Source organism: Kribbella sp. (assembly GCF_035687465.1).
Lineage (GTDB): Bacteria > Actinomycetota > Actinomycetes > Propionibacteriales > Kribbellaceae > Kribbella.
This window is the reverse complement of record NZ_DASRXP010000646.1, coordinates 1-12,131: the sequence shown is the minus strand read 5'-3', so window position 1 is coordinate 12,131 and position 12,131 is coordinate 1. Positions and strand designations below refer to the sequence as shown.

At 69.0% G+C, this 12,131-nt stretch carries 10 protein-coding genes; 8 read left to right on the top strand and 2 right to left on the bottom strand.

Annotated elements, in window-relative coordinates:
- Window positions 1–675, bottom strand: a 675-nt coding sequence (locus VFG33_RS34485; RefSeq protein WP_325057209.1) for a family 20 glycosylhydrolase, incomplete at its 3' end; no start/stop codon positions are given.
- Between the two features lie 185 nt (window positions 676–860).
- Here VFG33_RS34485 and VFG33_RS34480 point away from each other — a divergent pair.
- The 7 genes from VFG33_RS34480 (at window position 861) to radA (ending at window position 10,142) form a co-directional block, all read left to right on the top strand.
- Complete coding sequence (locus VFG33_RS34480; protein ID WP_325057208.1) at window positions 861–2,150, top strand: MFS transporter; 1,290 nt, start codon at window positions 861–863, stop codon at window positions 2,148–2,150.
- A gap of 817 nt (window positions 2,151–2,967) precedes the next feature.
- Window positions 2,968–3,663: a class I SAM-dependent methyltransferase gene (locus VFG33_RS34475; RefSeq protein WP_325057207.1), complete on the top strand. Its 696-nt coding sequence runs from the start codon at window positions 2,968–2,970 to the stop codon at window positions 3,661–3,663.
- Window positions 3,664–3,805: 142 nt separating this feature from the next.
- Window positions 3,806–4,360, top strand: a complete 555-nt coding sequence (locus VFG33_RS34470) for a P-loop NTPase family protein (protein WP_325057206.1) — start codon at window positions 3,806–3,808, stop codon at window positions 4,358–4,360.
- Complete coding sequence (locus VFG33_RS34465; RefSeq protein ID WP_325057205.1) at window positions 4,347–5,603, top strand: ABC transporter substrate-binding protein; 1,257 nt, start codon at window positions 4,347–4,349, stop codon at window positions 5,601–5,603. Before VFG33_RS34470 ends, VFG33_RS34465 begins: the two co-directional genes overlap by 14 nt.
- Window positions 5,603–7,378 (top strand): ABC transporter permease subunit, encoded by a 1,776-nt coding sequence (locus VFG33_RS34460; RefSeq protein ID WP_325057204.1) that lies wholly within the window; start codon window positions 5,603–5,605, stop codon window positions 7,376–7,378. Before VFG33_RS34465 ends, VFG33_RS34460 begins: the two co-directional genes overlap by 1 nt.
- Window positions 7,375–8,685, top strand: a complete 1,311-nt coding sequence (locus tag VFG33_RS34455; RefSeq protein ID WP_325057203.1) for a hypothetical protein — start codon at window positions 7,375–7,377, stop codon at window positions 8,683–8,685. Before VFG33_RS34460 ends, VFG33_RS34455 begins: the two co-directional genes overlap by 4 nt.
- Window positions 8,686–8,732: 47 nt before the next feature.
- The gene (radA, locus tag VFG33_RS34450; protein WP_325057202.1) at window positions 8,733–10,142 is read left to right on the top strand and encodes a DNA repair protein RadA; all 1,410 of its coding nucleotides are present in this window, start codon (window positions 8,733–8,735) and stop codon (window positions 10,140–10,142) included.
- A gap of 42 nt (window positions 10,143–10,184) precedes the next feature.
- On the opposite strand, the gene VFG33_RS34445 is transcribed toward radA, so the two are convergent.
- Window positions 10,185–10,745 (bottom strand): dihydrofolate reductase family protein, encoded by a 561-nt coding sequence (locus tag VFG33_RS34445; RefSeq protein WP_325057201.1) that lies wholly within the window; start codon window positions 10,743–10,745, stop codon window positions 10,185–10,187.
- A gap of 202 nt (window positions 10,746–10,947) precedes the next feature.
- On the opposite strand from VFG33_RS34445, the gene VFG33_RS34440 reads away from it, so the two are divergent.
- On the top strand, window positions 10,948–11,886 hold the full coding sequence (locus VFG33_RS34440) for a beta-ketoacyl-ACP synthase III (protein ID WP_325057200.1): 939 nt from the start codon (window positions 10,948–10,950) through the stop codon (window positions 11,884–11,886).
- The last annotated feature ends 245 nt before the right edge of the window (window positions 11,887–12,131 follow it).

The window sequence follows — 12,131 nt, the reverse complement described above, 5'->3', positions numbered from 1 at the left end:
GTTGCCCAGCTCCGGGTACGCCGCGATCGCCGCCTGCATGTGACCCGGCAGGTCGATCTCCGGGACCACGGTGATCCCGCGATCGGCGGCGTACGCGACGATCTCGCGCAGGTCGTCCTTGGTGTAGAAGCCGCCGTGCCGGGTCCCGTCGTAGCTGAACTCGGTCTGGCCGTGCGTCATCTTCCCGACCATCGTCTCGGGGCGCCAGGCACCGACCTCGGTGAGCTTGGGGTACGCGTCGATCTGCACCCGCCAGCCCTGGTCGTCGGTGAGGTGCAGGTGCAGCACGTTCATCCGGTGCAGCGCGATCACGTCGATGATCCGGAGGACGAAATCCTTCGGCATGAAGTGCCGCGCGACATCGAGCATCATCCCGCGCCACGCGAAGGCCGGCGCGTCAGCGATCCGCACGGCCGGTACCGCGACCGCCCCGTCCTCAGCCGGTACTGCGGAGTCCAGCAACTGCAGATACGTCTGCTCCGCCCACCGCAGAGCCTCGTCCGAGCCGGCCGACAACCGCGCGCCCTCGGGCGTCACGTCGATCCGGTACTCGGAATCGCCGAGGTTCTCGACCACCGTGCGGACGGCGTCGGTGGCGGGGTCCGAGGTGACCCACTGGCCTTCCTCGGCGGTGAGCTCGCGGGGTGCGGGGACGATCGCGATCGGTACGGACATCCGGGCTCCAAGGGGTCGATGACAGCGCTGCCACGTCGAGCCGACCCTACTAGCGCGGACCACCCGCGCCACAGGTCAGGTCCACGCTCTGAACTGCGCACAAGCCTTGCGCACGATCACTGCCGCGCAAGAACGGCGTCAGCAACCAAGATGCCGTTGGCTCCTGGCGATGAGACGCTGAGCAGGTGACCGCCGACCCCGCCCGCCCGGGCTCCCGCCCGAGCGTTCCAACAGAACCATCCGCTCCACCAGACCCAGCTGAGCTGCAGCGGAGAACCTTGCGGGTGCTGGTGGTCAGCAACATGCTCGGTGGAGTCGCTGTAGCCAGCGGGTTCGCGGTCGCGGGACTGCTGGCGGAGAACATCTCGGGCTCGACCTCGATGGCCGGTCTCGTCGCCACTTCGACGACGCTCGGCTCCGCGATCCTCGCAGTACCGCTGGCCAGGCTGGCCCGGTCCCAAGGCCGGCGGGTCTCACTCACGGCCGGCTACCTGATCGCGCTGGCCGGCGCGCTGCTCAGCATCGTCGCCGCCCAGGTCGACTCGCTCCTGCTACTGCTGCTGGCCGGCTGCCTGTTCGGCAGCGGCTCCGCCGCCAACCTCCAGTCCCGGTACGCCGCAACCGATGCGGCTGATCCGCGACACGTCGCCAGATCCTTGTCGCTGGTCGTCTGGGCAACCACCATCGGCGTCGCTGTCGGCCCCAACCTCACCGGCGTCGGCGGCTCGCTCGGAGAGTCGATCGGGGTCCTCTCTCTGGCCGGCCCGTACCTCTTCTCGGTCGCCGCCTTCGCGCTCAGCCTCGCGACCGTGTGGTTCGGCCTTCGCCGACTTCACCAATCCACACCGAGAACCAAGCTCGAACGGCAGCCACTGGCCGCGACCTTCCGCCGGGTGATGGCGATTCCCCAAGCTCGCTTGGGATTACTGGCCATCGCGGCGGCTCACGCGGTCATGGTCGGGGTGATGTCGATGACGTCGGTCCATCTCCGCCACCACGGCGCCTCGCTCACGATCGTGGGCTTCGTCATCAGCGCCCACGTGGCCGGCATGTACGCCCTCTCCCCGGTGATGGGCTGGCTCGCCGACCGTCTCGGCCGCATCCCGACCATCGGCATCGGCCTCGCGATCCTGGCCTCGGCCCTGACCGTCGCCGCACTCGCCCCCGACGACGCGCACGCCTTCACCGCGCTCGCCCTGGTCCTCCTCGGCCTCGGCTGGTCCGCCTGCCTCGTGGCCGGCTCCGCCCTACTCTCGAGCTCGGTCCCGAAAGATATTCGCACCTCGGCACAGGGCCTCTCCGACCTGACCATGGGCGCCCTCGCCTCGATCGCCGGCACCGCCTCCGGCCCGATCCTGGCCCAACTCGGCTTCCACTGGCTCGCAGTACTCTGCGGCCTCCTCCTGATCCCAGTCGCCCTCCTGGCCGCAACCACCCACCAACTTGCTCTGCGCAACATCAACGACGACCTGTGAGCTGCCCGACCTACAAGGGGGACACGGGTGTTACGCGGATCCCTGAGGACACGTGGTTTCGCGGGGTGCATAGATGTGCGGTGGAATCGGTTGTAGAGGCCGTCGCGGTCGCCGAAAAATCTCGCCAAACCCACAGATCGCCCCGGCGTACCGAAGGACAGGACGTAGTCGCCGGATCGGGGTAATGGACGCGGCGGCCAGGCGGGGCGCGGCGCGGCGGAGGGGTAGCGGGGCGACCATGTCCTGTCCTTCTGTACGCCGACCACGCCGAAAGCGCGCCGCCGAACCGTCTGGTGGTCCCAGCACACCACCAGACGGAACGACCCCGCACGCACCCGACAAGCCGGAAACAAACTTGCACCTGGCGACCAAAAAGCTCCGCGCTAATCGCAAACCCCAGCCACAAGACCCACCCCGCCCCGCGAACCACCCGGGCCGCCGGAATCCCCTGATGCAGCTCACACCTCGGCGCGGGATCCGCGTAGCTGCGTCCTTCCCTGGTCGACGGGGTGCGGGTCAAGGGTCGAAACTTGTTTCGAGCCCGAAGGGCCGCGAAGCGCCCTTGACGCGCACCCCGCCGACCAGCACACTCACGCAGCGGAGACCGCGCAACCACAATCCCAATGCAGCCGCGCAACCAACCCCCGGTGGAACTCACGCAACCGTGGACCAAGCGAGTGTCGGCGACCACATCCACGCGGTTGCTGGCGGCAACCATCGGTTGAACTGACGAACCATGACCGACACCACCCTCGGGCAGACCCTCTTCCCGCGGTGGAGCAGGCGGACTTGGCAGGGGCGATTAGGGTTTGTTCTTGTGAGTATTGCTGAGGGCGGGATTCCCAGTCCCAATATCTGGCATCACCCGCAGGTGTACGAGGTGGAGAACCGGGCGGTCGATCCGGACGGGGTGATCGAGCCGGCGATGCGGGCGATCCGGGACTGGGCCGGGGCCGACGTGCTCGACCTCGGGTGTGGGACCGGGTTTCATCTGCCGATGTTCGCGGCGACGGCCGGCCGGGTGGTGGGGGTCGAGCCGCACGGACAGTTGGCGGAGGCGGCGCGGCGGCGTGCCAGGGGGCTGGCGAACATCGAGGTGCGGCAGGGGACGGCGCAGCGGGTGCCGGTGGCGGATGCGTCCGTCGACGTGATGCATGCGCGCTGGGCGTACTTCTTCGGCCCTGGGTGCGAGCCGGGTCTGGCCGAGCTGGACCGGGTGATGCGGCGCGGCGGGACCGCGTTCGTGATCGACAACGACGCCGGCCGGTCGACGTTCGGCCGGTGGTTCGCCGAGTGTTACCCGATGATCAAGGCACCCGAGGTGGAACGGTTCTGGACGGTCCGCGGCTGGCACCGGACGCCGCTGGAGATGGGCTGGCGGTTCGAACGGCGGGAGGATCTCGAAGCGGTGATCCGGATCGAGTTCAAACCGGCCGACGCCGAACGGATCATCGCCTCGCACACCGGCGTCGAGGTCGACTACGCGATCAACCTGTGGAGCCGCACCTACTGACACGCGGCCTAGTGCGCCGTGTCGGAGGTTCCGTTAGTGATAGCGGCGCCCAGAACCTCCGACACGGCGCACTAGCTGCGGAGGACCCGCCGGGCCCCTAAGGTGAGCGGACGCACCGACACTGGGGAGGCGCCAGGCCGGAATGGACGGACTGCTGCTCGAACGGCTGCCCGGGCTCCCCGCGCAGCTCCGGATCGCCATCGGCAAGCAGCATGCTCTGGTGGTCGCCGATGCGGCCGTTGCCCGATACGCCGCCGATCTCATCACCGGTCTCGAGGATCCACCGGCCGATGTCGTCGTGAAGGCCGATGGTCCCGTCCGGCTGGTCCCTGCTGAAGGCGGACTGCTCCCACATCTCACTGTGCTGGGCAATGTGGTGCACGGCCACACCGTGACGCACCGGGTGACCAGACAGGCGGCGGAGTACGAGAGCAGGATGACTGCAGGTCTCTGCGGCCTCGACGACGTTCTGGATCGCTACCCGCACGAGATCACTCCAGGACGTCGGCGCATGGCCGGGGTCGCCCGGGCACTCCGCGCGGATCGCCCTGTGATCGTGCTCGAAGATGCCGCGGGCCTGCCGACCTGGGGATCGCTGCTGCAGTACGGACACAACCCGTCGCTCAAGTTCGCCGCGCTGCTGCTGATCACCACCGACATCGCCCGCACCAAGGACTTCGTCCATGCCGTTGACTAGCCGCAGAGCCTTCCTGGGAGCCGCTGCGACGCTAGTGGTGTCAGGCTGCTCCGGTACTACGGACGTGCTCGGGCTGAGCCGGAGCGTTCGGGTTGCCGTGAGCTGGAGTGGTCAAGAACTCAGGGCCTTCCACAGCGTGCTCGACGGACTGGGGCAGCTCGACTACCCGGTCGAGGTCGTCCCGCTCGGCGACGACATCTCCACCGCCTTTGGACCACGCTCCGCACGCCGTCCCGACATCGTGATGCTGCCGCAGCCCGGGCTGGTCGCACAGCACCGTGGGGATCTGGAGTCGATGCCGGCCGAACTCGGGGACCGTGGCCGGGCCCGCCTCTGGGACGAACTCCTGGTCCACGACGGCACGACGTATGGGGTGCCGTTCAAGACGGCCCACAAGTCGGCGGTCTGGTACCGGCCGTCGGTGTTCAAGCAGGTCGGACTGCAACCGCCGAAGCTCTGGTCGGAGTGGATCGAGCTGAACCGGTCGCTGTCGCTTGCAGGGATCCGGCCGTTGTCGCTGGCGGCCGGGGACGGCTGGGTGCTCACTGACTTTCTGGAGAACCTGCTGCTCGGTTCGGCCCCTTCGACGTACCGGGAACTAGCTGCGGCCGCTCACCCGAGGCCTGCTGAGCAACCGCAGGTAGCGGCCGCCCTCAGGTTGCTGGGGACGATGTGGTCGGCACCCGGCACGCTGGCGGGTGGTGTCGACCGCTCGCTCGTGCAGCAGTTCCCGGACGCGATCGTGGAAGTCTTCGGTCACCGCCGGGCAGCCATGGTGCTTGCCTCCGACTTCGCCGAGCCTGTGGTGCGGTCGTTCGCTGCCGACCCGGCAGATGTCGGCCTGTTCACCTTCCCGCCGACGGGGCCAGGGCTTACGGCGCCGGTCGTGGTCGGTGGGGACGTGATGGTCCTGCCCCGGCCCGCGACCGACGACGCCCGTGACCTCGTACGCCGGCTCGCCGCGCCGGCCGCTGTCGATCCCTGGATCGCGACCGGCGGATTCCTCGCCGACGGCCGGACCACCGGGTACTCGCCGGAGCTCACCAGGCTGGCCGACCAACTGGTGGCGCCGGGAACGTCATTGCAGTTCGACCTGTCCGACCGGCTCGGACGGCTCGGGGACATCAACGGGTTGTGGCGCGTCCTGACGGACTTCCTGATCCGGATCGGCAACCGCGGCAGCGACGTCGTACCGGAAGCAGTGGAGTCCGCGCTGGCCGAACTGAAGGCGGTGGAGAGCTGATGGGGCTGCAGAGCAACGGCCTGTCGCTCGAGATCGTCGGCCGGGAGATCAGCGGCCGTCCGGTACCTGGCAAGCCGCGCCGACCCGCTGGGCCCTACCTCCTAGGACTGCCGGCACTCCTGCTCAGCAGTGTGTTGCTCGTGCCGATCGCAGTGACCGTCGTGCAGGCCTTCCGGACCCGGGACGGGTCGTTCGGACTGGGGAACTTCGCGGTGATGAGCGATCCCGCCGCGTTGCATGCCGTGGGCAACAGTCTGGCCTGGATCGCGGTCGCGCTCGGCCTGGTGGCGGTCGGGTTCCTGCTGGCCCTGGTGAGCTACCGGCTGCCCGGGGTGTCGTCGTTTCTCCAACCAGCCTTGGTGATTCCGTTCGCCGTCTCGGTACTCGTGTCCGGGGTGACCTTCCGGTTGATCTTCGATCCCACTCCCGAACGCGGCACGGTGACAGCGGTCTGGACCTCGCTGTTCGGATCCAGCCCGACCTGGCTCGGTCCAGGACTGGTCTGGCTCGTCCTGGTGTCCGCCTTCGGTTGGACCTGGCTCGGGTACGTCGTGTCGCTGTTCCGGGCCGGCCTGGACGCCATCCCCGACGACGTGAGCCGCACAGTCGCGGCGGAAGGTGTCACCGGCTGGCGGCGGCTGCTGGCACTCGAGCTGCCGATGCTGAGGCCGATCACCGGAGTGGTGACGCTGACCCTGGTGATCGCGGCGGTGCGCGTGTTCGACCTGGTACTGATCGTCGTGCCTGGGCCGATGCAACGCCAGGCAGACGTTCTCGGCCTCAACTGGTGGCGGGCGACGAGCGCCGGCGACGACCCCGGCCGTACTGCGGCGCTGGGCGTAATGCTGTTCGCGATCGTGGCCGCTGTCGCGGTCATCGGGGTCCGCGGACTGCGTCGCCGTCGGTGGGCGATGCCGGTGGCTGTGGTGCCGCCCGATCCCTCGCTACGCAGGCCCCGGCCGAGCAAACGGGTTCGGCGGATCGGCTGGACGGTCGGGTTCGCCGTCGGCCTGGTGTGGATCCTTCCGGCGGTCGTGCTGGTAGCTACCGCCTTGCATTCACCGCGTGAGGCCGGGTTGCGCGGCTGGTGGTCCACGTCGGGCCTTGGGTTCTCCTCGTTCTCGGCTGCTGCCAACGCGGGGTTGTTCCGGGCGGTGCTGTCGACCTTGCTGATCTCCTTCATCGCAACGGCCGTGCTGCTGGTGATCGCCGTACCGACCGCCTATCTGGTGGCTTGGGGCGGCTTGCCGACCTGGCTGGGTCGCGTAGTCACCTCTGCCTTCGTGGTGCTGGCCGTGACGCCCGTGCAGATGTACGCCGCGCCGCTGCGGGATGCGATCGACGCAGCGGGGTTGGCCGGCTCGCGGATTGCGCTCGCTCTGATTCACGCGGCTGCAGGTCTGCCGTTCGCTGTGTTGCTGCTGCGGTCGGCCTTTGCCTCGGCTCCACCTGTCCTGGTTGCCGAGGCGCTCCAGGGTCCGGCGCGACAGAGCGCAGTACTGGCGACTGTGCAGCGGACGTATCGGCCTGCCTTGGTGGCTGTGGCTGTGCTGGAGTTCGCGCTGGTGTGGAACGACTTCATCGTCGGCTTCCTGATCAGCGGAGCCGGTACTACGCCTTGGTCGCTGGTGTTGTGGGGTGAGGCTCGGCAGTTCTCCGCATCCGGAGGCACTGTGGCCGCCGCGGCTGTGGTGGCATCCGTAGTACCGGCTGTCCTGCTGCTGTCGTTCTGGCGAACCGTGGTCCGCGGTCTGACCATCGGGAGCCGTCCATGACCTCGCCGCCCGAGGAGAAGCCTGCGGAAGAGAAGGCGCGCGCCAGACGCCGGGGTGACTTCTTCGGGATCAGTGCGCTTGCTTCCGCGTTGCTGTCCGGGCTAGCCGGCGACAAGTTGTCGCAGAGCCTCGACAGTGGCGGCTGGGTCAGCGTGGTGGGGTTCAGCCTGACCATCTTGTTCGCGCTGATCTGGGCCATCTACAACGCGCCGGTGGGGCTGCGAAGGTTCCGCCGCTGGCGTGCCGGGACTCACCGGGAGGCCGGCGAGCTGCACACCGCCGCTGAGGAAGCGGAGCAGTGGCTGGTGTCGCTCGGCTCGGATTCGGGCGGCATGGTCGCGGCCGAATGGTTCGAGCAGAACGAACCTCGGCTCTGGGACCTACTCAAGGCCGACAGACCCTCGACAGGCACGGCGGACGACTTCGCCCGGATTTGCGACGCCCTGGATGCCTGGTACGTGCGGCGGCGCGAACCCGCGAACCTACTGGAGTTGAGCGACGTTCTGTGGGCTGTGGCTGATGGTTGCGGACGCCGTGACCTGGCGGAACTGGCGGCGGCCCGCGCGGCGACGGCGTACCGGCTGATGGGTGATCTGGAGGCGGCCAACAACAGACTAGGCATCTCCGAGAATCTCGCGCCCGCGCGGCGAGGACATAGCCGGACAGCGGGAGCTCTCGTGGCCAGGCGGCAGGTCGAGAGAGCGCTGCTTCACCTGGCGCGTGCAGAGACCGCGTTGCCGGGCAACGATCGCGACGAGGTGGTGACGAATGCCCGCGACCGGCTGGACGACGCACGGCTCAGCAGACCCGGGCCGGATCTCGCGGCGGAGATCGCGATCCTCATCAACCTGGGGATCGTCCACCTGTATCAGCAAGACCCCGAAGGTGCGCTCGATCAGTTGCAGCCGGCTGCTGCGAGAGCCACCGCCGCAGGGGATGCCAGCAGCCGGGCTCATGCTCTCGAGCTGATGGGGGTGGCCGCGTGGATGCTGCGGAATCCGGATGGTGCCAAGGAGTGGTGGGAGCACGCCGAGCATCTGTATGCCGAGATCGATGAGCGCGAGGGACGGGCTCGCTGTCTGCAGCACCTCGGATCTGCCGAAGTCGTGGCCGGACGGTTGGACGAAGCGAAGAAGTTGCTCGAGCACAGCGCCTCCTGGCGGGGGTACGAGAGCCCGACGCTGGAGAAGTACCTCGCGGCGGCGCGGAAGGTGGCCGCGACGCCCGAGGTGGCCGACGAGGGACCGCGTGGCCGGCTCGCCGCCGGATGGATCCGGCGGCTGATCGATCGGTGGCTGTTGCGCTGACGCGTTTTGTCCGACCCGTCGCCTAGGTTGGCGGGCATGGTGATGGCATGGTGAAGGCAGCGGGGCAGACCAGGTCGAAGGCGGCCAAGTCGCCGTTCGCGTGCAGCGAATGCGGCTGGACGACGGCCCGCTGGATCGGGCGCTGTGGTGAGTGCCAGGCCTGGGGCACCGTCGCCGAGGTCGGCGCGCCCAAGGCCGCCCGGATTACCGCCGGACCGGTGTCCTCGCCGGCGATGCCGATCTCCAAGGTGTCCGCGATCGAGGCCGAGTCCAGGCCGACCGGGATCGGTGAGCTCGACCGGGTCCTCGGTGGCGGCGTGGTGCCTGGTGCCGTGATTCTGCTGGCGGGCGAGCCGGGCGTCGGTAAGTCGACGCTGCTGCTCGAGGTCGCGGCCCAGTCGGCCCGTCGGGGTCAACGCACCCTCTATGTGTCCGGCGAGGAATCGGCCGCGCAGGTCCGGCTGAGAGCCGGGCGGACCGATGCCCTGGTGGACGAGCTCTACCTCGCCGCGGAGACGGATCTCGGTGCCGTCGTCGGGCAGGTGGACGCGGTCGAGCCTTCGTTCCTGGTGGTCGACTCGGTGCAGACCATGGCGCATCCCGAGGTGGACGGCGCGCCCGGCGGCGTCACCCAGGTGCGCGAGGTGACCGGTGCGCTGGTGAGGCTGGCGAAGGAGCGCAACATCGCGGTCGTCCTGGTCGGCCACGTCACCAAGGACGGTGCGATCGCCGGACCGCGGATGCTGGAGCACCTGGTCGACGTGGTGCTCGCGTTCGACGGCGACCGGCACTCCGGCTTCCGGATGGTGCGGGCGACGAAGAACCGGTTCGGGCCGTCCGACGAGGTCGGCTGCTTCGACATGGTCGACACCGGCATCGTCGAGGTGAGCGACCCGACCGGGTTGTTCGTCTCGGAGCACGCCGAGCCCGTCGCGGGGACGTGCGTGACGGTGATGATGGAAGGCCGCCGGCCCCTGCTCGCCGAAGTACAGGCGCTGGTCGGGCCGTCGGCGGCGCCGCAGCCGCGGCGGACCACGTCCGGACTGGAGTCGTCGCGCGTGTCCATGGTGCTCGCCGTGCTGGGGAGCCGGGCGGGCCTGAAGCTGTCCGACCAGGAGGTGTACGTCGCGACGGTCGGCGGGGTGAAGATCACCGAGCCCGTCGCGGACCTCGCCGTCGCGATCGCGGTGGCGTCGTCGGTGATGGACAAGCCGATCCACCCGGGCCTGATCGCGATCGGCGAGGTCGGCCTGGCCGGTGAGGTTCGCCGGGTCGGCGGCCTCGAGAAACGTCTGGCCGAGGCCGCGCGACTGGGGTTCACCAAGGCGATCGTGCCGGCGGACACCCCGAACAGGACGAAGGAGCTGAAGCCGATGGACATGCAGGCGAAGTACGGGCTGCGCATCTTCGCCGCCGGCGACATCAACGCCGCCATGCTGGCCGCCGGCCTCCGCTGACCCCGGCCGCGCCGCCCGAGCTGCGCCGCCCGAGCCGCGCCGTCAGCTGTCGGCGCGGACGTGGCGGAGGACGACGGCGCGGGAGTCGAGGACGCGGGACTCCTGCAACTGCAGCGGATGCCGGTCCTGCCCCTCGGGGAACAGGCGCTTGCCACCGCCGAGCAGCACTGGGTGCACGACCACGTGGTACTCGTCGATCAGGCCGGCCGCGGTCAGGCTCGCCGCCAGCTCGGACCCACCCATCAGCAACAGGTCGCGCCCTTCCTGCTGCTTCAGGGCGGCAAGTTCGTCGATGCTGCCGATCACCGTGGTGTTCCATTCGGCGGACTTCAGCGTGCGGGACACCACGACCTTCGGCATCTTCCGCCACAGCGGTGCGAACTCCAGGTCGTGCGGGTGGTCCGACATCGACTCGGCCTGCGGCCAGAAGAACGACATCATGTCCCAGACCACCCTGCCGTACAGGAAGACGTCGGACCGCTCGTTCAGCTCCTTGCCGTAGGCGGACAGCTCCGGGCCCATCACTGGCCAGTCGAACTCGGCGTTCGGGCCCTCGATGAAGCCGTCGAGCGAGGTGTGGACGAAGTGGAGGATCTTGCGCATGGCGTGCTCCTGGGATTCGGTGCGGGCTTGCTGTCACGACCTGGTCGGAACGACCAGCGCGCCTTTGACATCCTGGCCGAAGATCTTTGCCGCTGTGTTCCTGCCCACATCCGCGCCCGTTCCGATGAGACGGGCGCTCACCCGGCGGTCGCCAGGAACGTAGTCTGGTGACGCCCCGCCCCCGACCGGAGGAGTCCCCGAGATGACCGGTTCCAGAGTTGTCGCCCTCGGCCACTACCAGCCGGAACGGGTGCTCACGAACGCCGAGCTCTCCACCATGGTGGAGACCAACGACGAGTGGATCCAGAGCCGGGTCGGCATCCGCGAACGCCGGATCGCGGCGCCCGACGAGCAGGTCGACGAGATGGCCTGGCGGGCCGCGGAGAAGGCGGTCGCGAACGCGGGCCTCGACAAGGCCGAGATCGACTTCGTCGTCGTCGCGACCTGTACTGCGCTCGATCGGTCCCCCAACATCGCCGCCCGGGTCGCGGCCCGGCTCGGCCTGAAGAGCCCCGCCGCGCTGGACGTGAACACCGCTTGCTCCGGTTTCAGTCACGCGATGGCGACCGCCGACCACGCTATCCGCGCGGGCGCCGCTTCCAAGGCCCTGGTGATCGGGGTGGAGAAGCTGAGCGACTTCACCGACTGGACGGATCGGACCACCTGCGTACTGATCGGCGACGGCGCCGGCGCGGCCGTGGTGGTCGCCAGTGACGAGCCCGAGATCGGGCCGGTCGTGTGGGGTTCGGTGCCGGAGATGTCCGACGCCGTCCGGATCGAGGGCCGCGACGGGACCTTCGCCCAGGAGGGCCAGAGCGTCTTCCGCTGGACCACGACCCAGCTGCCAGTGATCGCCAAGCAGGTCTGCGAGAAGGGCGGCGTGACGCCCGAGGAACTCGGCGGCGTGGTGCTGCACCAGGCGAACCTGCGCATCATCGAGCCGCTGGCGAAACGCCTCGGCGCGGTCAACGCGGTGATCGCGCGCGACGTGGTCGAGTCCGGCAACACCTCGGCCGCCAGCATTCCGATCGCCCTGTCCAAGCTGATCGAACGCCGCGAGATCCCGGCCGGCGCCCCGGTCCTGCTCTTCGGCTTCGGCGGCGGTCTCTCGTACGCCGGCCAGATCATCCGCTGCCCCTGACAGCCCTGAAAACGCCTGCACAAGGCGGGTGCACGATCGGATGCACGGGCGTTTGCAAGCGCGACCGGATCGCCGGTCGGCGACTGGCCGGTAAAGGGGGTAGGTCGGTCACAACGCTCGGCTGAGCCGCATAGACTCAGGGACCGTGGCCCCGAATTCCGACAAGAACAGCACCGGCGCCCGGATGCGTGCGACCCTCGCAGCCGTGGCACCTGGTACCGAACTACGCGAAGGCCTGGAGCGGA

Coding starts and splice junctions, on each gene's coding strand:
- VFG33_RS34470 (WP_325057206.1), top strand. CDS start 3,806: ATGGACGGACTGCTGCTCGAACGGCTGCCCGGGCTCCCCGCGCAGCTC.
- VFG33_RS34465 (WP_325057205.1), top strand. CDS start 4,347: ATGCCGTTGACTAGCCGCAGAGCCTTCCTGGGAGCCGCTGCGACGCTA.
- VFG33_RS34460 (WP_325057204.1), top strand. CDS start 5,603: ATGGGGCTGCAGAGCAACGGCCTGTCGCTCGAGATCGTCGGCCGGGAG.
- VFG33_RS34455 (WP_325057203.1), top strand. CDS start 7,375: ATGACCTCGCCGCCCGAGGAGAAGCCTGCGGAAGAGAAGGCGCGCGCC.
- radA (WP_325057202.1), top strand. CDS start 8,733: ATGGTGAAGGCAGCGGGGCAGACCAGGTCGAAGGCGGCCAAGTCGCCG.
- VFG33_RS34445 (WP_325057201.1), bottom strand. CDS start 10,745: ATGCGCAAGATCCTCCACTTCGTCCACACCTCGCTCGACGGCTTCATC.
- VFG33_RS34440 (WP_325057200.1), top strand. CDS start 10,948: ATGACCGGTTCCAGAGTTGTCGCCCTCGGCCACTACCAGCCGGAACGG.